Here is a 22,646-nt window from a genome sequence, read left to right as displayed (position 1 = left end):
CCCGGCTGTGCGGTCCGCTTCGGGCGGGCTCGGGAAAGGGGAATCATGACCCTGCTCGAATTACGAGAACTGACCGTCGGCGTGATCGCCGACGAAACCGAACGCGAACTGGTCCGAGAACTCTCGTTCGACCTCGAACAAGGCCGGACACTCTGCGTGGTCGGCGAATCCGGCAGCGGTAAAACGGTGACGGCCTTGTCGATCATCCGGTTGCTGGAGTTCGTCGCGCCGGTGTTCACCCGCGGTGAGATCACCGTCGACGGCGTGGACCTCACCCGGTTGTCGGCCGATGAGATGCGCTCCTATCGCGGCCCGCGAATCGGGATGATCTTCCAGGAGGCGCTGGATTCGCTCAATCCGAGTCAACGAGTCGGCAAGCAGCTGATCGAGGCCTACCGCAAGCCCGGTTCCCTGCCACGCCAAGCCGCACGCAAGGGAACGCCGCTGCACCGCGAGGCCGAGGGGAAGGCGCGAGGCCTCTTGAAGGAGGTCGGCCTCACCGACACCGACCGGGTGCTTTCCCTGTACCCGCACCAGATGTCGGGCGGGATGCAGCAGCGCGTGATGATCGCGCTGGCGCTGATGGCCGACCCGGGCCTGCTGATCGCCGACGAGCCGACCACGGCCCTGGACGTGACCACCCAGGCGGAGATCCTCACCCTGTTCGACCGCGTCCGCCGCGACCACGGCACCGCGTGCGTCTTCATCACGCACGACATGGGCGTGGCCGCGCAGGTGGCCGACCGGATCGCGGTGATGTACCGCGGCGAACTGGTCGAACTCGGGTCCAAAGAGGACATTCTGCACGCGCCGGAGCATCCCTACACCAAGGCGTTGCTCGACTGCGTGCCGAAACTCGGGGTGAGCAGGCGCGACGGCTTCCCCACCATCTCCGAAGCGCTCCTCGATGCCGCGATGAACGGCGAATCGGCGATCGCGACCGAGACCAAGGCGCTGAGCCGCCCGAAAGCGGAGAACGCGGGCGAGGGCACCACGCTCGTCATCGACTCGGTGTCCAAAGTGTACGGACGCCGTGGGCGGTTCTCGCTGAACCGCCGGCCCGAGGTGCACGCGGTCAAAAACGTGTCACTGGAGATCGCGCCAGGCGAGTTCTTCGGCCTGGTCGGGGAATCCGGTTCGGGCAAGACGACACTCGGCCGTCTGGTGAGCGCGCTGGAGACGCCGACCGGAGGCACCATCACCTTCGGCGAGCATCGGTGCACCCCGTCCGGACTCGACGGCGACGAGCGCTCGTTCCGCCGCCGCGCACAGCTCATCTTCCAGGACCCGCAGAGCTCGCTCGACCCCCGGCATTCCGCCGCCCGGATCATCGCCGAACCGCTGCGGGAACTCACCGGCCTGCGCGGCGCCGAACTGGACCGCCGGGTCACCGAACTGATCGACGAGGTCGGGCTCCCCTCGGACACCGCGAAGAAACTGCCGTCGCAGCTCTCCGGCGGTCAGCGGCAGCGCGTCTCGATCGCCCGCGCGATCGCGGCCGAACCCGACCTCATCGTCGCCGACGAGCCCACCTCCGCGCTCGACGTCTCGGTGCAGGGTCAGGTGATGAACCTGTTGCTCGACCTGCGGCGCACCCGCGCGCTCAGCTTCCTGTTCATCACGCACAACCTCAGCCTGGTGCTCTCGGTCGCCGACCGGATCGGCGTGATGTACCGGGGTGAACTGATCGAAATCGGCGACCCGGAAGAGATCCGGCTCCGCGCCCGGCACGAGTACACCCGCCGCCTGCTCGCGGCGAACCCCGAAATTGGAGTGCGGAACCCATGAGACGAACCCTGACCTCGGCCGCGCTCGGCGTGGCGACCGTCCTGCTGCTCAGCTCGTGTATGGGAGAGCAGGCGGGCGGTGGCGCCGCCGACGGCCCCCCGAAGCCCGGCGGCAACCTCAACGTCGCCGTGCCCACCGATCCGCAGTCCCTCGACATGGTCGCCAACCCCGGCCAGGTGACCGCGCACATCGGCAACATGATGTACGAGAAGCTGTTCGAAGTGGACCGAGCTTTCACCGCGCGGCCCATGCTGGTCGAGGACTTCACCACCAGCCCGGACAGGCTCACCTACACCTTCAAGCTGCGCCAGGGCGTCACCTTCCACGACGGCAACCCGCTGACGTCCGAGGACGTCGTGGCGAGCCTGAAGCGGTGGCAGCAGGTCCACCGCACCGGTCAGCTGGTCACCCCGGACATCGAGGCGATCACCCCGGCCGATCCGGCAACGGTCACCATCAAGCTCAAGCAGCCGCGCTATCCGCTGATCAACGAACTCGCCGGCGCGGGCACGGAGATCTACGAGGCGAAGAACCTCACCGGTGTCCCCCCGACCGGGTTCGGCCAGGACAAGGCGATCGGGACCGGGCCGTACAAGCTGAAGAGCTGGGATATCGGCCGTGAACTGGTGCTGGAGCGCAACCAGGGCTACAAATCCCGGTCCGAAGAGGACTGGGGCGGCCAGGCGGGCGCCAAGCACGCGTACCTCGACACCGTGACCTACAAGGTGGTCTCCGACCAGGACGCGCTGATCAACGGCCTGCAGACCGGGCAGTGGGAGCACATCATGCCCACCAACGACCAGTACGAGACGCTGCGCAACAACCCGGCCGTGGTCGTGCACAACCTGCCCGGCGGCAACGACAATGTGATCATCCCGAACTTCAACACCGGTTCGAAGTTCGCCGACCCCCGTGCCCGTGAGGCGCTGAACCTGTTGCTGGACAAGCCCGCGATCAACGCGGCCACCGGCGGCAGCAAGGACCTCACCGTCGAGACCGGCGCCTTCGCCTCCCCGGACAACAAGCAGTTCTATTCCACCGCGGGCGAAGAGGTCTACAAGAAGCACGACCCGGAGAAGGCCAAGCAGTTGCTGGCCGAGGCCGGGATCACCGCGGGCGCGACCATCCGCATCGTCACCACCAGCTCCTACCCCGAGTTCGGCAAATGGGCCGTGCTGATCCAGGACAGCCTGTCGAAGATCGGCATCAACACCAAGATCGACACCTTCGACTTCGCCACGATGCTGGGCACCCTGACGAAAGAGCCGGGCGGCTGGGACATCACCACGCTGTTCTTCGACTCGGCGCTGACCTCGCCCGCGCAGATGCCCGCGCTCACCCTCGGCACGCTGAACGGGTCTTCCTCACCCGAACTGGACGGGCTCATGGCCGAGTTCAACGCCTCGACCACGCCGGAGCAGGCCAAGGCGGTGGTGGACAAGCTGCAGGCGTTCACCTGGAAGCAGCTGTCGGTGATCACGCTGAGCCAGTCCAAGCTGTACGCGGCCTACTCCCCCAAGCTCAAGGGTTACGGCGACTTCTACCGTGTCTTCTGGAACACCTGGCTGGCATCATGACCGGTCTGCTGCTGCGCAGGCTGCGCGATCTGGTGATCATCCTGGTGATCGTCGGGACGATGATGTTCTTCGTCATCCGGCTGATCCCCGGCGACCCGGCGCAGGCCATCCTCGGCCCAACGGCGCGTCCATCCGATGTGGACGCGTTGAGGGAGAGCATGGGACTGAACGGAACGCTGTGGGAACAGTACCTCGGCTGGGCCGGAAACGTGCTGCAGGGCGACTTCGGCACGTCGATCACCTACCACGCGCCGGTGCTCGGCGTGGTCGCCGACCACATCCTGCCGACGCTGACACTGGCCGTGCTGTCCACGGTGATCAGTTTCTTCCTCTCGGTCGCGATCACGTCCTGGCAAGCAGTGTCACCACGCAATCCGGTGGCGCGGCTGCTCGACCGGCTGTCCGCACTGGGGATGGCGATGCCGGACTTCTGGATCTCGCTGATGCTCGTGCTGGTGTTCTCGGTGACACTGCGCTGGTTCCCCTCCAGCGGGTACGAAAACCTGTTCACCGATCCGGCGACGGCGGTGCCCGCGCTGATGCTGCCGCTGACCGTACTGATCATCGGGCAGACCGCGTTGTTCGTGCTCACCCTGCGCGAAAGCCTGCTCGGCGAGCTTCCGCTGGCGTATCTGCGCACCGCGCGGGTCAAGGGACTGTCGGAGCGGCAGGTCATGACCAAACATGTCCTGCCGAACGCGCTGATGCCGCTGATCACCCAGCTGGGCAGCAACTTCGCCATGCTGGTCGGCGGGATCGTGATCATCGAGTCCATCTTCGTCGTGCCAGGGCTCGGCCATCTGCTGATGGGCGCGGTGTCCACTCGGGACTTCCCGCTGATCCAGGGTGTGACGCTGTTCGTCGCGGTGCTGTTCGTACTGGTCAACCTGCTGGTGGACCTGTCGTACGCGCTGCTCGACCCGAAGGTGCGTGTGTCGTGAGCGTGGCTCTGGTGGAAAAGACGCCGTCGGTGCGTGCAGTACCCTCGGCCGGTCGCGCGGCCAAACTGTTCCGGCGCAACCGGATGCTGATCATCACCACCGCGCTGCTGGCGCTGATCGTCCTGGCCGTGCTCGTGCTGCCGTTCTTCCTGCCCAGCGTGAGCGCGACCGACCCGGTCAACCGGCTCCTGCCGCCGTCGGCCGCGCATCCCCTCGGCACGGACTCGATCGGCCGTGACGTGCTCGCCCGGCTGGTCTCCGGTGGGCGGGCGTCGCTCGGGTTGTCGGCCCTCATCACTCTGTGCGCGGCCTTCACCGGTCTCGTGATCGGGCTGATCAGCGGGTTCTTCCGGGCGGCGGACGCGGTGCTGATGCGGGTGATGGACGCCTGGATGTCGTTTCCGGCGATCATCCTGGCGATGGCGCTGGCGATCTCGCTCGGCGCGAGCATCTGGACCGAACTGATCGCACTGACGGTGATCTTCACGCCGTTCACCGCCCGCGTCATCCGCAGCCGGGTGCTCGGCATCGCCGGCCGGGCGTACATCGGCGCGGCGCGGGTCTCGGGAATGAGCAAGGGGAAGATCCTCGTCGTCCACGTGTTCCCGAACGTGCTGCCGCTGGCACTGGTGCAGGTGGTGATCCTGTCGGCGGCCGCGATGCTGGTCGACGGCGCGATGAGCTTCCTCGGCCTCGGTATCGCTCCCCCGACCCCGACCTGGGGCAACATGATCGCCGAAGGGCGGTCATACCTGGTGCAGGCGCCCTGGCTGGTGATCGCGCCCGGCGTGACGATCATGGTGTGCGTGTTCCTGCTGAACCTCATCGGATCGTCGCTGCGGATCGCCGTCGACGCCCGCGCTCGGACGCTGAGCGAGATGCAGCGCCTGCGCACCCGCCGCCCCTCCGGCAGCTGAGAAAGGATTCCGTTGTCTGCCACTACTTCTCTGGCCGTGCGCCGGTTCACCCCCGAGGTCGTCTCGGGACCACCGATACTGCTGGTGCACGGATTCGCCTCCGACGGGCACACCGACTGGATCACCACGGGATGGCCCGCCGCACTCATCGCCGCGGGTCGCGAGGTGCTCGTGCCCGACCTGCCCGCTCACGGCTCCAGCCCGGCGCCCGCGGGCTCACTGGGCGCCAAGGCGATCACCGCCGAACTCACCCGGCTCGTCGGGACGCTGTCCGAAGTGGACGTCGTCGGATACTCGCTGGGTGCCCGGTTGTCCTGGGACCTGCCCGCCCAGGCGCCGGTGCGGCGGCTCGTGCTGGCCGGCGTGAGCCCGTTCGAGCCTTTCGGCGCCGTCGATGTCGCGGCCGCGCTGGCGTTCGCCGACGGCGGCAAGGCGCCGTCCGATCCGCTGACCGGGATGATCGCGCACATGATCACCGCGCCGGGCCGGAATCCGGCCGCGCTCGCGCGGTGCATCGAGGATCTGCGCGCCGAGCCGTTCGCCCCGGTCGCGGGTGCCGTCACGGTGCCGACGCGGTTCGTGGCCGGTACCGATGATCCGGTGAGTCAGGGCATCGAGACGCTGGTCGAGCTGGTGCCGGGGGCCACGCTGGTACGGGTGCCAGGGGATCACGGTGGGGCACTGCGGAGCCCGGAGTTCAAGGCCGCCGTGCGGGAGTTCTTCGGGTAGGGACTTAGTTTCGCGCCTGTGCCGAGGTGCCGTCGGTGGCGATTTGGGTCGGGCCCAGGAGCCCCTTCCGGGTGTCGCGAAAGCCACTTTGGGGACGCCTGATGTCCCCAAAGTGGCTTTCGCGACACGGCCGCTGGACATCACGGACCGGCGCACACCAGTACCACTGCGGACGTGCAAGGAAGGACGCTTTCATAGCAAATTTCGCTATGAAAGCGTCCTTCCTTGCACATGCGACAGGCGTCAGAGGGTGCCATCGGCGGCGACCGAGCGGTCAAGCCAGAGGTCCTCGAGCGCGTCCCGCACCGCCGCACCATGCTCGGACGCCAGCCGAACCGCGCCCAAGTTGTCCTCTAGTTGCTCGAAGCGGCTCACCCCGAACAACACGTTCGCCACCGGCGCGTAGGCGAGACAGAACGCGATCGCCAGCCGCGAAGGACTCACTCCGAACTCCCCGGCGACCTGTGCGACACGCGAGGCGGCCGCCCGGATCGACTCACGGATACCGCCGGGGTCCGCGCCGATCTTCCGGTCCGGGGTCTTGCCGAGCAGCACCCCGCCCTCGAAAATGTCCGACGCCTGCAAGGCCAGCCGTCCGGACTCGAAATGCGGGCCGTAGAAAGGACCTTCAGCCATCGAGCGCCGCGCGATGCTGTACTTCAGCTGGGCGAAAGTCGGCGCCGGAAGCCCCTCTTGCGAAGCGAAGTCCAGCGCTCGGTCGAGATCCGAAGCGAGCCAGTTGTTCACGCCCCACACGTCGAACCGGCCGAGGCGGATCTGTTCGGCCACCTCGGTGACGATCCGCGAGATGTCGGGCCGCTCGAAGTAGTCGCCGACCACGACCGCTTCCGCGCGGTCGACGCCGATCCGGTCGAAAGAGGTCGCGAGCTGCTCGGCGAAACCGGTGTTCGGGTAGTCCCAGAGCCAGAGTTTCCCGCACAGCTGATAGTCGTCGCGGTTGATCCCGGCGGCTCGGACGGCCTCGCCGAAGAGGAGATCCGTGCGCGACTGTTCGGAATGCGGTCCCATGTTGTAGTGGGCCACGTCGAACAGCGTGACCCCGGCGTCGATCGCGTGCCGGATCAGGCGCACCGCCTCGTCGAAAGTCATCCGGTCCCACGTGTTCCAGGATCCCAGGCTGAGTGACGAAGTGGCGAAGCCCAGCCCGTTCTGCTTCTCGTACACGAGATTTCCTTTCGCTGGCAACAGAAACCATTTTTAGTCTACGATCGTAGAATGAACAAGAGACTCGTAGTGGTGACCGGCGGCGCCAGTGGCATCGGCCGCGGAGTCGCCGAAGCCTTCCAGTCCTCGGGCGACCGCGTGGTCATCGCCGACGTCGACGCGCGTGCGGCCCACGACCTGGCCGGTGAACTCGGCGCGGAACACGTCGAACTCGACATCTCCGACCCAGGGTCGGTCGACGCGGCACTGGCGCTGATCACCGGCCGGTTCGGCCCCGTGGAGGTCCTGGTCAACAACGCCGGCCTCGCCGGAGGCGGCGGCCCGTTGGTGGGACTGGACATCGGCGTCTTCGACCTGTGCATGCGGGTGAACTTCCGCGGCACCTTCCTGATGACCCGCGCGGTCGGCGCGCGGATGCTCGAAGCGGGCACCCGCGGTTCCATCGTCAACATCACCTCCATCGGCGCCCGTCAGCCGACCCCCGGGCTCGGCCATTACGAGGCCACCAAGGCCGCGGTCGAGGCGCTCACCCGCTCCGCCGCGCTCGAACTGGCACCCCACGGCATCAGGGTCAACGCCGTCGCACCCGGCCCGGTACTCACACCGATGACCGCCGGATTCGCGTCGGACACCGCCGCCCGCGCGGCGTGGGAAGCGAGGATTCCGTTGGGAACCATCGCTTCCGTCGCCGACGTGGTGCCGTCAGTCCTGTTCCTCGCCTCCGCCGACGCCGGCCATCTCACCGGGGTGAGCCTCCAGGTCGACGGCGGGCAACTGCTCACCTGAGTGGACGACGCGGCCGCCGGACACGGTGAGTTCGACACCGACGTCCGGCAGGTCCGCGAACGCGACCTCCAGCGGATTCCTCGCCAGCACACAGAAGTCGGCGACGCGACCCACGGTCAGCGAGCCCTTCCACTCCGCCGACCCGTCCTGACGAGCGGCCTCGACCGTGTAACAGCGCAGAAGCCGGGTCATCAGTGCGGCGTCCACTTCGGACGCTTCCAGCATCCGGGCGGCCGCGGCGATGTGCACCCGCCAGTCCGGGGTGACCACCGGCGCGTCACTGCTCAACGTCAGCGCGACACCCGACTCCAGCATTTCCGCCAGTGGCCACGCGCGGGCGCCGACCTCGGCACCGAGGGCGTCCGACAGCATGCCCCGCATCGCCACCGCGATCGCGGGCTGTGTGGTCAGACCGACCCCCGCCGAGGCCATCCGCGCCAGCTGCTCCGCCGTCACCAGGTCCCCGTGCACCAGATGGTCACCCCGGCGGAGCGACCCGAGCGCGGCCTCGATGCTGCGATCCCCCGTGGCGTGCACCGCGACCACCATCCCGGCAGCGTGGGCCAAGTCGATCATGGCGGCGAGATTGCCCGCGCGCGCGGGATCGTCGTCGCCGTCCACCAGCAGGGCGCCGTGCGAACCGTCGGCGTAGCAGTGATGTGTCCACGCGGACCGCATCGGCGGGATCCCGTCGGCGAAGATCTTCACCCCGGGCACGGTGAGCCACAACGGATCCGCGGCCGGTGACGGTGTCGCCAGCCCACGCTCGAAGTCCGCCAGCGAGCTGACGCCGTCGAGCAGGCCGAACAACCGCAGCGCGGTCACCCTCGCGCGCAGAAGTCCTTCCGCGGCCAACGCCGCGTACTCCTCCAGCACCTCGGCCCCGAAGCAGCCCGTTTCACCAGGGCCCAGGCCGGGCTCGGTGTAACTCGTGATGCCGAGTGACGCGCACAGATCGCCCGCGCGCAGGATGGCGGCTCGCCGTTCGGCCGCGGTGCGCACTGTCTTCTCTTCTCCCCCGGTGAATCCCGCACCACCGATGAGCGTGTCCGGCCATCGGGCACCGAGCCAGGTCGCGTGGAGGTGCGCATCGTTGATACCGGGCAAAACGGTCCTGCCGGCCAGCTCGATCACCTCGGTCTCCGGGCCGACGTGATCCAAGGCGACATCGCCGACGGCGACGATCCGGCCGTCGCGCGCCGCCATCGCCCGCACGACGGTGCCCGCCGGGTCGAAGGTGAGGATCGGGCCGCCGCGGACCACGAGCGATGCGGGGCGAATACGTTGCGACGGCATGGTTCCTCCAGGATCTGGACTTTTTCTCCTACAACTGTAGACTAAAAAGATGGTCAACAGAACCGAAGCGGCGGTGCTCACCGAACACGGCTCCGCGCTCACCCTGCGGGAACTACCGCTGCCGGACGAACCGGAACCGGGCGCCGCGCTGGTCCGGATCACCTGCACCACCCTGTGCGGCACCGACGTACACATCTGGTCGGGCCAGATGACCTTCCCCGGCATGCTCCCGATGGTGCTGGGTCACGAAATGGTCGGCGAGGTGGTGTCCGTCGGACCGGGTACCACCGACACCCTCGGCCGGGAGATCACCGAGGGCGACCGCATCGGCTGGTCCGAGTCGACCTGTGGAAAGTGTCACGGCTGCACGATCCTGCGCGAGCCGGTCGCCTGTGAGAAGCGTGGATACGGCTTTCTCCAGCGTTCCGACGTCTTCCCGTACGCCACCGGCGGTCTCGTCCGGTACTGCTACGTGACCCCTGGCGCGGCCAAGCTCCTGCTCCCGGACGACGTCAAGGACACCTGGGCCTCGATGTCCGGCTGTGCGGGCAAAACCGTACTGCGGGCCGTCTCGCGGTCGGGCGGGATCCGTCCCGGTGCGACAGTCGTGGTCCAGGGTGCCGGCGCGTTGGGCGTGTTCGCCACCGCCGTCGCGCGGATCTCCGGCGCGGGTGACGTGATCACCATCGGCGGACCCGCCGATCGGCTGGAGACCGCCGAACGTTTCGGTGCCACCGCGACGATTCCGGTCGACGGCACCGCCGAAGACCGCATCGAGCGGGTCAAGGAACTCACCGGCGGCCGCGGCGCCGACCACGTCTTCGACTTCGCAGGCGGGCCGACCATCGGCGAAGAGGCCGTGGCCTTCGCGGCGCAACGCGGCACGATCGCGATCGTCGGCTCGACCGGCCCCGCGCCCTCCCCCGTGGCGCTGGGCACCGTGATGGGCAAGGAGCTCACGGTCGCCGGCTCGCTCAACGGCGACATCGCCGACTACCACCGCTCGGTGGACTTCTTCCGCACGTTCGCCGACCGGCTGCCATGGGACGAACTCTTCAGCGCACCTGTCGGGCTTTCCGAAGCTTCCCGCAGCGTCGAGTCGATGTCGCGGCTCGGCGAACTCAAAGCCGTCATCGATCCCCGCCTTCCCTAGTGGTTGTCGGTGAACCCGCGACCGCGATCGACGTCGGCAGGCCGCCAGCCCGTAGATCCAAGTCAAGTCAGGAGGAAGGGCGCCCTTCCACCGCGATAGCGGGGCCTTTGGCCGAGGCGGGTTCACGCGTACGGGCACTTTCCCGATCACACCTCTGCTCCGCCACCTGTTCCTAGGAGACTTCCGTGTCCGTCATCCCCCAGCGCCGCATCGGCCGCGACGGCCCGCTCACCGGCGTGCTCTCGCTCGGTTCCTGGCACACCTACGACCGGATGGACTTCCGAGAGGCGGTGAACCTGGTCCGCACCGCCGTCGATTCCGGGATCACGCTCTTCGACGTCGGCGTCTACGGGTTCCCCGGCGCCACCCCGGTCTACACCGACGTGCTGTTCTCCGCGATGGTCCGCGCGGCCGGGATCAAACGCGAGGACTACCTGCTTTCGGCCAAGCTGTGGCTGGAGGGCTATCCGGAGCACAACCTGCGCGATCAGCTGGACAACGCGCTGTTCCGCGCCGGGGTCGAGCACGCCGATCTGGTGGTGCTGGGTGACCTCCGGCGTGACGACACCGATCTGCACCGGCTCGTGCTGGATTTGAACGAACTCCGTGAGGCCGGGCTCATCGGGCAGTGGGGCGTGAACAACTGGTCCGCCACCACCATCCGCGCCCTGCACGACTTCGCCGCGCGAGAAAGCGTCCCCGGCCCCGCCATCGCACAGCTGAAGTACAGCGTCGCCCGGCGGTCCATTCCGGATGGTGAACCCTTCAAGCAGGTCTTCGGCGAACTCGGGGTCACGCTCCAGTCTTCGGACATCTTCGAGGGCGGGTTCCTGCTGGGCAAGAACAGCGGCGCGCGTCAGGTCGGCCGCGATCCCGGCGGCATCCGCGAGCGCATCGCTTCCTCCGCACCGGAACTCGCGAAGATCGCGGGTGATCTCGGCGTGACGGCGGCTCAGCTGTGCCTTGCCTTCACCCTCACCCACCCGGCGAACACCACCACCCTGTTCGGCGCGACCAGCACCGGTCAGCTCAAGGACAATCTTGGCGCTGTCGACCTCGTCGAACGCGTCGGCGCGAAGCAGCTGCGCGAGCTGGCCGAACCGTTCTGGGCGGACCGCGACAGCGTCGACCCGGAGGGCCCGTGACGACCTTCGACCCCGAACTCGCCGGAGCCCTGGAAGGCCTGCCGTCCGGCCCCCCGGTCAGCGCCGAGTCGCTGGCGAGCGTGCGGAAGGCGCTGGCCGACGGGAACCTGACCTGCGCCGAGGCGATCGGCGACCGGGACCTCGTCTGGGAGGACCGGTCCGTGCCCGGCACCGACGTCGTCGTCACCGTCGTCACGCCCCGGGATGCCAGGGGCGCGCCGGGGTTCTACAACATCCACGGCGGCGGCATGGTGCTGGACAACCGGTTCGCCGACCTGCCCCGGATGGTCGCGCTCGTCGAGGTTTTCGGCTTTGTCGCGGTGACCGTGGACTATCGGCTCGCACCCGAACACCCGCATCCGGCGCCACTCGAAGACTGCTACGCGGGCTTGACCTGGATGGCCGAGAATGCCGGTGAACTCGGCTTCGATCCGGCGAAACTGATCGTCGGCGGCGGCAGCGCGGGTGGCGGGCTCAGCGCTGGCATCGCCTTGCTGGCCAGGGATCGCGGCGGACCGGCGCTGGCAGGCCAGCTGCTGCTGTGCCCGATGATCGACAGTGGCAACGATTCTCCGTCCACGGTGGAATTCGCCGAACGGGGCGTCTGGGGCCGGGAAGCCAACGAGTTCGGCTGGCGATCCCTCCTCAATGGACAGACCTCGCCCTACGCCGTCCCGGCGACCGCGGCCGACCTCACCGGGCTCCCGCCCGCCTTCATCGAGGTCGGCGCGGCCGAGATCTTCCGCGACGAGGACGTCGACTACGCGCGGCGCCTCTGGCGAGCGGGAGTACCCACCGAACTGCATGTCTGGGCGGGCGCGTATCACGGTTTCGACCGGATCGCCCCGGACAGCGAGGTGACCCGGGCCGCGCTGGCCGCCCGGGCCTCCTGGCTGCGCCGCACTATCGGCCGAGCATGAACCGAGCAGCTTGTTCGCCGACCAGCACCGCCGGCGCGTTGGTGTTGCCCGTGGTCACCCGCGGCAGCACCGACGCGTCGGCGATCCGGAGCCCGCTGATCCCGTGCACGGCCAGTTCCGGATCGACCACCGCCAGTTCGTCGGTGCCCATCCGGCAGGTCCCGACCTGGTGGTGGTAGGTGATGGCGGTCCGCCGGACGTACTCGCGGACATCGGCGCCGGGCCCCGGATACAGCTCGCGGGCGCCCCAATCCTCGGCCAGCGCGGCCGCCCGGCCGATCTCCCGGCACTGCTCCACCGAAGCGACCAGGCTCTCGAAGTCGGCCGGGTCTTCCAGCGCGGCGAGGTCGATCAGCGGTTCGTCGAGCGGGTTCGGCCCCGAGAGCCGCAGGCTGCCCCGGCTGCGCGGCGTGACCATGCCCGCCATCAGCGAGAACCCGGTCTCCGGGCCGGTCATCCAAGATTCGTACATCGGCACGCTGAAGTGGATCGGCTGGGTGTCGGGCACTTCCAGGCCGGGACGGCTGCGCCAGAACAGGTGGGTCTGCGTCACCGAGCGGCCGGGCGCGGGTGGCTCGACCTCACGGCGGTCGGTCGCGAAGATGACCGGGCACAGCAGGTGGTCGTGCAGGTTCCGCCCCACCCCCGGTAGTTCGGCGACGACGTCGATGCCGTGCACGTCGAGTTCGTCGACCGGTCCGATGCCGCTGCGGAGCAGGATCGCGGGCGAGGCCAGCGCGCCCGCGGCGAGCACGACCTCGTCGGCGAAGACCTTGCGCAGTTCGCCGTCGACCTCCGCCAGCACCCCGGTCACCTTGGTGCCCTCGATCAGCAACCGGTGCACAAAAGCTTCCGTGTGGACGGTCATCCGCCCGGCGGCGGGCTGCCCGTAAGCGAGCCAGGTGTTGAGCCGTTTCCCGTCCCGCGTGGTGACACGCTGAATCGAGACGCCGTCGAGGTCGTCGCCGTTGTAGTCCGGGTTGAACGGCAGGCCCGACTGCACGGCAGCGTCCACAATGGACTGTTGGATCGGGTGCAGCGGCTCGTTCGGCACGACGTCGAGCAGATCCTTCTCGATCCGCTCGAACACCGGGCGCACGTCCTCCCACCGCCAGCCGGGCAGTTCCCAGCCGTCGTAGTCGGCGGGGGCGCCGCGCACCCAGATCATCGCGTTGAGCGAATGCGACCCGCCGAGCACCTTTCCGCGCGGCAGGTGCAGCCGCCGGTTCGCCGCGTGCGGCTGCGGCACCGTGTGGTAGCCCCAGTCCTCCGGGCCGTGCCACAGCTCTCCCGCCCGCGAAGGGTCGTGGATGGCCGGGTTGGTGTCCGGCCCGCCGGCCTCGAGCAGGGTCACCCACGCCCCGGAGTCGGCCAGTCTCCTGGCGACCACCGAACCGGCCGAACCCGCTCCTACCACGATGACGTCCATGTCCCCACCCTCGCAAGCCGGGACGCCGTCCGGCGGATTCGGTTCGCTGGCCGACAATCGGCGTGCCCTGGCGGGCAAGACCGGGGACCATGTGGCGCCCGATACTCGATCACACACCGGTCGAGGAGGAGCTAGCCATGGCCACACGCCTGTTCATCGACGGACAGTGGACCGCCGCCGGAGGCGGGTCGCTGCCGACGTACGATCCGGCCACCGGCCAGGTGATCGAGGAGGTCGGCACCGCGTCGGCCGCCGACGTCGACGCCGCGGTCGGCGCCGCGAGGAAGGCACTGAGCGACCCCGCTTGGGCGGGACTGCTGCCGGTCCAGCGGGCCGCGCTGCTGTTCAAGCTGGCGGAACTGGTCGACAAACACCACGAGGAGCTGGCCGCGCTCGAGACACGCGACCAGGGCCAGCCGATCGGCATCTCCCGCCAGGTCAGCGTCACCGGCTCGGCCGAGCACCTGCGGTACTTCGCGGGCTGGGTGACCAAGATCCAGGGCACCACCAACCCGGTGTCCTTCCCGGACACGCTGCACTACACGCGCCGTGAGCCGGTCGGGGTGAACGCGCTGATCACGCCGTGGAACTTCCCGCTGATGATCCTGGTGTGGAAGCTCGCGCCCGCCTTGGCCACCGGCAACACCGTGGTGATCAAGCCCAGCGAGGTCACGCCGCTGACCAGCATCCGGCTGGTGGAGCTGGTCGACGAGGCCGGGTTCCCGCCGGGCGTGGTCAACCTGGTCACCGGCGACGGCACGGTGGGCGCGCTCCTGAGCGGGCACGGCGACGTCGACCACCTGTCCTACACCGGGTCGACCGCGGTCGGGAAGCTGATCACGGCGGCGAGCGCGGAGTCGAACCTGAAACGGCTCACCCTCGAACTCGGCGGCAAGGCACCCAGCATCATCGCCTCGGACGCCGACATCGACGCCGCCGTCGCGGGTAACCTCGCGGGCGCGACGCTGAACAGCGGACAGGTCTGTGCCGCCTACACCCGGTTCTTCGTGGACCGCGAACGCGAGCAGGAGTTCGTCGCGAAACTGGCCGCCGGGCTCGAGGGCCTCAAGCTGGGGCCGGGCCTGGACGAGTCCACCCAGCTCGGTCCCCTTGTCTCCGCGAAGCACCGCGAGCACGTGGACTTCCTCGTCTCGACCGGTCGCGAGCAGGGCGCGGAACTGGTCACCGGCGGCCAAGCGCTTGATCGCGATGGCTACTTCTACTCGCCGACGTTGTTCGCCGGTGTCGCCGACGACATGACGATCATGCGCGAAGAGATCTTCGGCCCGGTCCTCGCCGTCACCGCTTACGACGATCAGGACGAGTTGCTGGCCCGCGCGAACGACACCGAGTACGGGCTCGCGGCCACCGTGTGGACCCGTGACCTCGGCGTCGCGCACCGGTTCGCCAACGGCATCCGGGCGGGCGCGGTGTTCGTCAACATGCCGCCGATCCCCGACATGGCCGCGCCCTGGGGCGGGTACAAGGCGTCGGGCTGGGGCCGCGAGATGGGTCCGTGGGCGATCGACGCGTACACCGAGATCAAGTCCGTCTGGCTGCACTACTCGTGACCGCTGGCGACGCGGTGAACTCGACCGCGATGAGCAAGTCGCAGATCGCCTACCACTGGATCAAGGCGCGGATCGACGACGGCGCCTTCTCCCCCGGCTACCGCCTCGTGTTCGGGCAGATCGCGCAGGAACTCAGGGTCAGCACCGTGCCCGTGCGCGAGGCGGTCCGGCGGCTGGAGGCCGAGGGGCTGGTGACCTACGAGCACAACATCGGCGCGCAGGTCGCGATGGCCGACGAGAGCGACTACCAGCACACCATGCAGACGCTCGCGCTGGTCGAGGGCTACGCCGCCGCGCTGGCGGCGCCGTCGTTGCCCGGCAAGGCACTCGAGGAGGCGAAAGGACTCAACGCGGAACTGACCGCCTGCCTCGACAACTTCGAGCCGTCGCGGTTCACCGCGCTGAACCGCGACTTCCACCGTGTCCTGTTCGGCACCTGCCCCAATCCCCAGGTGCTCGACCTGGTCAACCGCGGCTGGAACCGGCTGGCCGGACTGCGCACGTCGACGTTCAGCTTCGTCCCCGGCCGCGCGCACGAATCCGTGCAGGAGCACCAGAACATCCTCGACCTGTTCGACAGGAACGCGCCTGCCGGGGAGATCGAACTGGCGGTGCGGGAGCACCGGCTGACGACGCTGGAGACGTTCCTGGCCTGGCGGCATCCCTAGGCGCCCGGCGGCGGGAACGCGTAGAAGCGCACGGAAAGTTCCTTCTCGTCCGCCGTCGGTGGCAGTACTCACGAGACCCGACCCATCCGACCGGCCGAGTGTTCCGAATCCGTGAAGGACTCCTTGAGGGACCCTGGGTCCCTCAAGGAGTCCTTCACGGACCGCGATCCTGACCTAAGACACTCCTGGTCCTTAACACTCACGAGGCTTGAGTCTCCACCCACTGGAGCCTTTAACGTCGCTTCCATGACGATCAAGGTTCTGGACACCTACCCGGCGATGCGCGAGATCCTGCGCGCGCCGCATGCGGACCGCGCCGCGCTGCTCAAGGCGATGGTCGAGCCCGCCGCCGGGATGTACCGCTACTTCCCCGGCGACGTGGACCTCGTCGCGATGCACGCGATGAGTTCCGGTTTCCCGCTCGACAGCGACGAAGAGCGCTGCCTGGAAGCTCTCGGCGCTCTGCGTGAAGCCGACGCCTGGAACCGTATCCAGCGGGCGCTCGACGACGCCGTCGCCACGCAGGCGGCGGCGACTCCCGGCATCGCGGTACCGGATATCACCGTCCTCATCGTCCTGGGTGATCCCGGTGACGAGCACTTCATGGGCCCGAACCTGGGCATGACGGCGAACGGCAGCGTGTCCGGCTACATCTACCTCAACTTCTGGCCATACCCGGAGAACCTGGTACGGCTGGAGGCGACGGCGGTTCACGAGCTGAACCACAACCTTCGCTACAGCCCCGGCGGGGTGATCTGGGACCCGGCGACGGTCACCGTCGGCGAGCAGATCGTGTCCGAGGGACTGGCCGACGCCTTCGCCCGCCAGTTGTACGGCGACGACCTCGGCTACACCCGCATCGGTGTGCCGCATCTGCACGACGGCTCGGTGTTCGCGAAGGTCGTCTCCGGGCTGGAGATCACCGGCATGCGGAACTTCGCGGCCTGGGTGCACGGTGACGAGACCGCCGCGCGCTACGGCAGCACTCCCGTCGGCCTGCCGACGGGTGCCGGGTACGCGGTCGGCAACCGTCTCGTCGACGCCTACCTGGCGGCGACGGGCCGCACCGCCGCGGAGGCCCTGCTCGCGGACCGCCGCGACGTCATCGACACCGCGCTCGACCGGATCTCTTAGGACTCGCGGCGCCTCGACCGGATCGTGAGCGCCACCAGCACGCCACCGAGCAACAGCAGGAACAGGCCGGCGACCAGCAGGCCACGGACCTCTCTACCGGTCGAGGCCAGCGGGCCGCTGTCGGACGGCCCGCCACCGGGCGTGGTCGCACCCGGCTGGCCGGGCGTGGTGCCGGTGGTCATCCCGGGCCCCGGCGTCGTGCTCGTGGCACTGCTGATGGTGGTCGGCGACGTGCTGCTGGACGAAGTCGTACTCGACGGCTCGCTGCTCGAAGTAGTGCTGCTGCTCGAAGTGGCACTACTGCTCGATGTAGTGGTACTCGTCGGGCTCGTGGAACTGGACGACGTGGTGCCGGAAGACGAAGTCGAGCTGCTCGGCGTCGTGGTCGGTGTACTGCCGCATTCGGGCAGGTCACCGTTGAACGAGTAGGCGTGGAACTCCTGCCCGCCACCACCGGTGGCCTCCGAGCTGTGCACCAGGTTGCCCGTGGTGAAGAAGCGGCCGTTCATCCCGGACGCGGTGACCGTCGCGGTGCTCCCCTGGTCGCCGATCAGCACGCTTCCCTGGAACTGGGCGCCACCGGCGATCTTCACCTTGGTGGCGTCCGGGAAGTTCCACAGCAGGCGTTCCCGCAGCTTGTTGATCGGGTCCGCGTCGCCGGGGTCGCCGGTGGAGGTGTTGATCGTCCGGACGGCGCCGACCACGTTGACCAGGATCGTCGCCCCGGCCGGGATGCCTTCGAACTCGATGCCCTGCATACCGCCGTTGGCCGCGGTCACGTCGAAGTCCACGGTGAACACCTGCAACGCGGATTTCCCGTCCCCGGTGAACAGGGTGCGGTATCCCTCGTTGCGCGCCGTGCCCGTGGCAGGCCGCGGCGTGGTGCCTTCACGCGCGTAGCACTGGCTCGCCACCCGAAGATCCTCGCGCAGGCCCACGTATGGCTTCGCCGCGTCGGGGTCCTTCGCGAGCGTTCCGTTCACCGTCCCGGTGACGGTCCCCGCGAGCCGGACGACACCGTCGTCGGCGACCAGCCGTTGCCGCGGGGCGACACGCACGTTCCCGCCGGTGGTCAGGAAGTCCGCGCCGTCGGGGGGCGGGACCCGTGAGCCGACACCGGCGATGCCGACGTTGTAGATGGCGGACACACCCGCTCGTTTCGCCATGTCGAAATCACCGAGGACGACGACTCGTCCTTCGGCTTCCGCCGCCGCTTCGCGTACCTGGAATTCGCCACCGACATAGACGTTGATGCCGTTGTCCCGGCCAGGGTAGGCCCCATTGTTCACCGGCGGGTACTGGCCGGGGCAAGCATCGCCGACGCACGGACCGAGGCCGCCGGGTAGTGGGGCCGCGACCGCGCCACCGGTGACGACAAGGGCCGCCACGCACACCGCCGCGGCGGCACCGGCAGAGATCGAGGCGAACCGCCTTGCACGCATTCGGCGATTCTTGTGCCGATCGACCGGGTGAACACCCTCGAAAACCGGAAATACCCCCGACAGGGCGAGAGTGATCGCCCACCCCGTTCGTGTTTCGTCCCGCGCGAATTCTTCGCGTCGTTCTGACGGCCAGCATCTGCGGGCATCGATGCCGTCTGCTTGACTGCTGCCCGTGCCGTCCGCTCGTGAGACCTCCGTCGAAGCGGAGTTCTCGACGGTGGTCGGCCGGTTCGCCGGACCGGCCAGGGGTGCCGGGCTGCTGGTGATCAGTGTTTTCGGGGTGCTCGCGACGCCGTCGGCCGCGCTCCCGCTCGGCTTCGGACTGTTGACGCTGGCGCTGGTCGCCGCCGTGGCCGAGCACTTCGCGGGCAAGACCGGCCGGGGCAGGCCGGTGGCTTTCGCACTGACTCTGGTGCGTGCCGCGGCGATCTGCGGCACCCAATTCCTGACCGCGCCCGAAGCCGGCGAGCTGAACCAGTGGGCGCTGAACGTCCTCACCATCACCGCGATCACCCTGCAATGGGAATGGGCGCCGAAGATCACCGTGCCCGCCATCGCCTGCCTGCTGGCGATCGAGGTGGTGCCACTCGGCTTCGAGGACGGCCTTTCGGTGGTGCTGCGGGTGCTGATCGAAGCCGCGCTCGCCAGGGGCGCTTTCCTCCTCTTGTCGCGCACGACGCGCCGGATCGATCACCTCCGTGAGCGGCGCGCCCGGCTGGCGCGCGAGGAATCCCTTGCCGTGGAACGACGACGTCAGGAACGGGAGTATCTGGCCGTCCTGCACGACACGGCGGCCGCCACCTTTCTCACGGTGGCCCAGCGCGGGGAAGCGGCGGGCCCGGCCGAGGTCGCGGAATACGCTCGCCGGGATCTCGCGATGCTCACCGGCGAATCCGGTCCCGGTGGGGAGGTGGACCTGGAGGCCTCGTTGCGCGGGGTGCTCGCGCACAGCCCGGTGCAGGTCGAGACGCGCTGGTCGCCGGTCCCGCCGATCCCGGCGTCGGCCGCGCTCGCGCTGGTCCGTGCCGTGCGGGAGGCATTGGTGAACGTCGAGAGGCACGCGGGCGTCACCGAGGCCCGGCTGACGGTCGAAGACGGCCTCCGCGTGATCGTCCGGGACGAGGGCCGCGGTTTCGATCCGGCGGAGACGCCGGCGCAGCGTCGAGGCGTCCGGGGATCGGTCGTCGAGCGGATGGCCGCGGCGGGCGGCCGGGCGAAGGTGACCTCCGCGCCCGGCGCGGGCACCACGGTGGAACTGGTGTGGCCCGATGGGTGAAACGACGGACCGGGTCCTCGGCGGCTGCCGGATCGCGTTGCTGATCGTGACCGCGGTACTCCAGGTCGGCCTCAGCCTGCCCGTGGTGAGCGGCGCCCCGAGCGGGTACGCCTTCGTGGCCTTGGGTGCGGTCCTGGTGGTCGCGGCGTTCTGGGTACTGCGCGGCAAGGCGGTCCCCTGGCCCGCCGCGGTGACGGGGTCGGTCGTGGTGCTGGCGGCCTCGGCGGTCGCGACCTGGGCGGTGCCGCCCGGTGAGCTGTTCGGCGACCGGCACTGGGTCTTCGGCCTGGCGGGCTGGCATCTGCTGGTCCTGCTGCTGGACCGTCCCGTGGCCGCCGTCGCCGCCCTCGGCGCGCAACTCGCGCTCACCGTCGTCAGGCTCGTGGTGTCCGCGCCGGCCGACCGGTCCGAGATCGGCAGCGTGGTGATCGTCGGGCTCAGCGTGGTCACCTTCCAGGCCGCGACGCTGGCGCTGGTCCGCGTCGTCCACCGGCGGGCGGGCGAAGCCGCCGAGGCCTCCGCTGAACGGGATCGGCTGGCCCACCGTAAGGCACTCGCCGAGCAGCGGGAGGCCGACCAGCGCAACCGGTTCGCCGGCCAGCTCGGCGCCACCCTGCCGCTGCTCGCCGGACTGGCCGACCGCACCCTGGACCCGCGCGACGCGGTGGTGCGAGAGCGGTGCGCGCTCGCGGCCACGCAACTACGACGGCTGTTCGCGGAGAACGACGACGTCCCCGATCCGCTGGTGCACGAGGTGTCCGCGTGCGTCGATCTCGCCGAACGGCGGGGTTTGACGGTGACGCTGGCGGTCAGCGGCGAACCGGCGCCCGTGCCGACGGCCGTCCGGCGCGAACTGACCGGCCCGCTGATGACCGCGCTCGTCGCCGCGCGGTCCCAGGCGCGGGTCAGTGTGCTGCGCGCCGGCGACGAAATCCGGGTCGCGGCGATCACCGACGGTGAACCCGGTGCGCCAGCGAACGGATCGGGCGCCGTCGACGTCGAATGGCACGCATGGGGACAACGATCGTGGATGGAGGCGAAATGGCGTTCGCGACCGAACTGACCGCGGTGGTCGTCGACGATCACCCGGCCGTGCGGGCCGGGGTCGTGCACTGGCTGTCCTCGGGCACCCCGCCGGTCACCGTCGTGGCCGAGGGCGAGGATGTGCGTGCAGCGTGGATCGGCGAAGGCGCACAGGCCGACGTCGTCATCCTCGACCTGCACCTGAACAGCACCACCCCCGCGATGGGCGATCTGCGGCGGCTCACCGAGGCAGGCCGCCGTGTCGTCGTCTATTCGATGCGGGCCGACGACGAGACCGTCCTGCAGTGCCTCGAACTCGGCGCGCTCAGCTACCTCACCAAAGCCGAAGGCGCGGAACACCTCCTCGAAGCCGTGCGCGCGGCGGCCGCCGACCGGCCGTACACGCCGCCGTCGCTGGCGGGCGCGCTGGCCGGGGACCGTTCGGAGCGGCGTCCCGCGCTCTCCGCGCGGGAGACCGAAGTGCTCATCGAGTGGTTCCAATCCGAGTCGAAGGACTTCGTCGCGCACCGGCTGGGGATCTCGCCGAACACCGTCAACTCGCACCTCGAGCGGATCCGGGTCAAGTACGCCCAGATCGGCAGGGAGGCCCCGACCAAGGCCGCGCTCGTCGCGCGGGCGATCCAGGACGGGCTGATCGGCGTGAGCGATTTGTGATCGGCTGTGGTGTGAACGGGCCACACCAGCGGATCCATCCGGCGATACGGTCCGTGGCGAGAACGCCGTGACCGATCGGTGCGCGGTGGACGCGGGCGGCAAGGGCGAGAAGGTGATCCTGGCCAACCGGGCTGGGCCGATCGGCGTAAGCGATTCGTGATCGATTGTGGTGCGAACGGGCCACACCGCCGGACACCGACGGCGATTACGGTGCGTGGCGAGAACGCCGTGACCGATTCGGCGAGTAGTCCGAGGAGATCCATGAAGTCCGACCGCATCGCCCTGTTCACCACCGGTTTCGCCGCGGTGCTGCTGCTCACCGCCTGTGGCGGGAAGGAGGAGGCCGGAAACCCGGTTCCCGCCCCCACCCCGGCTTCGTCTCCGACGTCGGCCCCCGCCTCTTCCCCCGCGACGAGCGGCACCGTCCCGGTCTCGAACGCCGACACCACCGCGCCCGGCAGCGAACTGAAGGTCGGCGACCGCGCCGTCGTCCCGTTCAAGTACGGCACCGACAAGACCGGCACCCTCGCGATCACCGTCAAGTCGATCGAGCTGGGCGCCAAGGAGGATCTCGCCGCTTACGGTGACAAGGCCAAGGGCATGATCCCGGTGTACATCCGGATGTCCGTGGAGAACGTCGGCGGCACGGACCTCACCTACAGCTCGGTGCGGCTGCGCGCGGTGGGCCCGGATGGCAAGAGCACCGGAGTGATCATCACCGGCGAGACCCCGCAGTGCCAGACCGAGACGGCCAAGAGGGACTTCAAGGTCGTCGGCGCCACCTACCAGACCTGTGGACTGCAGGCCATCAGGGAAGGCGGAGAGGTCGGCGGCGCGACCTACTCCGACAGTGACGCGTACAAGGACAACCCGGTCATCTGGAAGAAGTAGCGGTCTTACCGGAACGCGGCGGGCTGTTCGAAAAGATGGGTGACGAGCTGGTGCCGACCATGCGGAAAGCCCTCGAGGCCCTCTAGCGTCGCGTCCCCCG

The 22,646-nt window shown here is 69.0% G+C and carries 20 protein-coding genes; 16 read left to right on the top strand and 4 right to left on the bottom strand.

Annotation, left to right across the window (positions count from 1 at the left end):
• Positions 1 to 45 precede the first annotated feature (45 nt).
• The 5 genes from ACM6LU_RS17325 (at position 46) to ACM6LU_RS17305 (ending at position 5,952) form a co-directional block, all read left to right on the top strand.
• Positions 46 to 1,788 (top strand): dipeptide ABC transporter ATP-binding protein, encoded by a 1,743-nt coding sequence (locus ACM6LU_RS17325; RefSeq protein WP_414938736.1) that lies wholly within the window; start codon positions 46 to 48, stop codon positions 1,786 to 1,788.
• Entirely contained in the window at positions 1,785 to 3,365 is a 1,581-nt protein-coding gene (locus tag ACM6LU_RS17320) for an ABC transporter substrate-binding protein (protein WP_414938735.1), read from the top strand. Before ACM6LU_RS17325 ends, ACM6LU_RS17320 begins: the two co-directional genes overlap by 4 nt.
• Positions 3,362 to 4,306 (top strand): ABC transporter permease, encoded by a 945-nt coding sequence (locus tag ACM6LU_RS17315; protein WP_414938734.1) that lies wholly within the window; start codon positions 3,362 to 3,364, stop codon positions 4,304 to 4,306. Before ACM6LU_RS17320 ends, ACM6LU_RS17315 begins: the two co-directional genes overlap by 4 nt.
• Positions 4,303 to 5,223: an ABC transporter permease gene (locus ACM6LU_RS17310; RefSeq protein ID WP_414938733.1), complete on the top strand. Its 921-nt coding sequence runs from the start codon at positions 4,303 to 4,305 to the stop codon at positions 5,221 to 5,223. The genes ACM6LU_RS17315 and ACM6LU_RS17310 overlap by 4 nt, the downstream gene beginning before the upstream one ends.
• 75 nt (positions 5,224 to 5,298) lie before the next feature.
• Positions 5,299 to 5,952, top strand: a complete 654-nt coding sequence (locus ACM6LU_RS17305) for an alpha/beta fold hydrolase (RefSeq protein WP_414939146.1) — start codon at positions 5,299 to 5,301, stop codon at positions 5,950 to 5,952.
• 243 nt (positions 5,953 to 6,195) lie between these two features.
• Here the strand turns inward: ACM6LU_RS17305 and ACM6LU_RS17300 are convergent, their stop codons facing one another.
• Positions 6,196 to 7,137 (bottom strand): aldo/keto reductase, encoded by a 942-nt coding sequence (locus ACM6LU_RS17300; RefSeq protein ID WP_414938732.1) that lies wholly within the window; start codon positions 7,135 to 7,137, stop codon positions 6,196 to 6,198.
• Between the two features lie 69 nt (positions 7,138 to 7,206).
• Here ACM6LU_RS17300 and ACM6LU_RS17295 point away from each other — a divergent pair, with 69 nt between their 5' ends.
• A complete protein-coding gene (locus ACM6LU_RS17295) occupies positions 7,207 to 7,923 on the top strand; it encodes an SDR family NAD(P)-dependent oxidoreductase (protein WP_414939145.1) in 717 nt (238 codons plus the stop codon).
• Here ACM6LU_RS17295 and ACM6LU_RS17290 read toward each other — a convergent pair.
• Positions 7,840 to 9,219, bottom strand: coding sequence for an amidohydrolase (locus tag ACM6LU_RS17290; protein ID WP_414938731.1), 1,380 nt, complete (start codon positions 9,217 to 9,219; stop codon positions 7,840 to 7,842). The genes ACM6LU_RS17295 and ACM6LU_RS17290 overlap by 84 nt on opposite strands.
• Before the next feature lie 49 nt (positions 9,220 to 9,268).
• Between ACM6LU_RS17290 and ACM6LU_RS17285 the strand changes: the two genes are divergently transcribed.
• From ACM6LU_RS17285 to ACM6LU_RS17275, 3 genes are all read left to right on the top strand, one after another.
• Positions 9,269 to 10,372 (top strand): zinc-binding dehydrogenase, encoded by a 1,104-nt coding sequence (locus ACM6LU_RS17285; RefSeq protein WP_414938730.1) that lies wholly within the window; start codon positions 9,269 to 9,271, stop codon positions 10,370 to 10,372.
• 185 nt (positions 10,373 to 10,557) lie between these two features.
• Positions 10,558 to 11,517 (top strand): aldo/keto reductase, encoded by a 960-nt coding sequence (locus ACM6LU_RS17280; RefSeq protein WP_414938729.1) that lies wholly within the window; start codon positions 10,558 to 10,560, stop codon positions 11,515 to 11,517.
• Positions 11,514 to 12,437 (top strand): alpha/beta hydrolase, encoded by a 924-nt coding sequence (locus ACM6LU_RS17275; protein WP_414938728.1) that lies wholly within the window; start codon positions 11,514 to 11,516, stop codon positions 12,435 to 12,437. The genes ACM6LU_RS17280 and ACM6LU_RS17275 overlap by 4 nt, the downstream gene beginning before the upstream one ends.
• Here the strand turns inward: ACM6LU_RS17275 and ACM6LU_RS17270 are convergent.
• A complete protein-coding gene (locus ACM6LU_RS17270; protein ID WP_414938727.1) occupies positions 12,421 to 13,866 on the bottom strand; it encodes a GMC family oxidoreductase in 1,446 nt (481 codons plus the stop codon). The genes ACM6LU_RS17275 and ACM6LU_RS17270 overlap by 17 nt on opposite strands.
• Before the next feature lie 137 nt (positions 13,867 to 14,003).
• On the opposite strand from ACM6LU_RS17270, the gene ACM6LU_RS17265 reads away from it, so the two are divergent.
• The 3 genes from ACM6LU_RS17265 (at position 14,004) to ACM6LU_RS17255 (ending at position 17,239) form a co-directional block, all read left to right on the top strand.
• Positions 14,004 to 15,437, top strand: coding sequence for an aldehyde dehydrogenase family protein (locus tag ACM6LU_RS17265; RefSeq protein ID WP_414938726.1), 1,434 nt, complete (start codon positions 14,004 to 14,006; stop codon positions 15,435 to 15,437).
• Entirely contained in the window at positions 15,434 to 16,105 is a 672-nt protein-coding gene (locus ACM6LU_RS17260; RefSeq protein WP_414938725.1) for a GntR family transcriptional regulator, read from the top strand. The genes ACM6LU_RS17265 and ACM6LU_RS17260 overlap by 4 nt, the downstream gene beginning before the upstream one ends.
• A 246-nt stretch (positions 16,106 to 16,351) precedes the next feature.
• Positions 16,352 to 17,239: a DUF2268 domain-containing protein gene (locus ACM6LU_RS17255; RefSeq protein WP_414938724.1), complete on the top strand. Its 888-nt coding sequence runs from the start codon at positions 16,352 to 16,354 to the stop codon at positions 17,237 to 17,239.
• Here the strand turns inward: ACM6LU_RS17255 and ACM6LU_RS17250 are convergent.
• Positions 17,236 to 18,681 carry a choice-of-anchor A family protein gene (locus tag ACM6LU_RS17250; protein ID WP_414938723.1) on the bottom strand — a complete coding sequence of 482 codons (1,446 nt, stop codon included), beginning with the start codon at positions 18,679 to 18,681 and terminating at the stop codon, positions 17,236 to 17,238. The two genes, ACM6LU_RS17255 and ACM6LU_RS17250, sit on opposite strands and share 4 nt — an antisense overlap.
• Positions 18,682 to 18,853: 172 nt before the next feature.
• On the opposite strand from ACM6LU_RS17250, the gene ACM6LU_RS17245 reads away from it, so the two are divergent.
• The 4 genes from ACM6LU_RS17245 (at position 18,854) to ACM6LU_RS17230 (ending at position 22,546) form a co-directional block, all read left to right on the top strand.
• A complete protein-coding gene (locus ACM6LU_RS17245; RefSeq protein ID WP_414938722.1) occupies positions 18,854 to 19,957 on the top strand; it encodes a sensor histidine kinase in 1,104 nt (367 codons plus the stop codon).
• Positions 19,950 to 21,020, top strand: coding sequence for a histidine kinase (locus ACM6LU_RS17240; protein WP_414938721.1), 1,071 nt, complete (start codon positions 19,950 to 19,952; stop codon positions 21,018 to 21,020). Before ACM6LU_RS17245 ends, ACM6LU_RS17240 begins: the two co-directional genes overlap by 8 nt.
• Entirely contained in the window at positions 20,999 to 21,655 is a 657-nt protein-coding gene (locus ACM6LU_RS17235) for a response regulator (RefSeq protein ID WP_414938720.1), read from the top strand. The genes ACM6LU_RS17240 and ACM6LU_RS17235 overlap by 22 nt, the downstream gene beginning before the upstream one ends.
• Before the next feature lie 261 nt (positions 21,656 to 21,916).
• Positions 21,917 to 22,546, top strand: coding sequence for a hypothetical protein (locus ACM6LU_RS17230; RefSeq protein WP_414938719.1), 630 nt, complete (start codon positions 21,917 to 21,919; stop codon positions 22,544 to 22,546).
• Positions 22,547 to 22,646 lie beyond the last annotated feature (100 nt).

Origin of the sequence: Amycolatopsis sp. cmx-11-51 (genome assembly GCF_047608665.1) — a bacterium.
Lineage (GTDB): Bacteria > Actinomycetota > Actinomycetes > Mycobacteriales > Pseudonocardiaceae > Amycolatopsis.
This window is presented reverse-complemented; position numbering and strand designations above follow the sequence as displayed.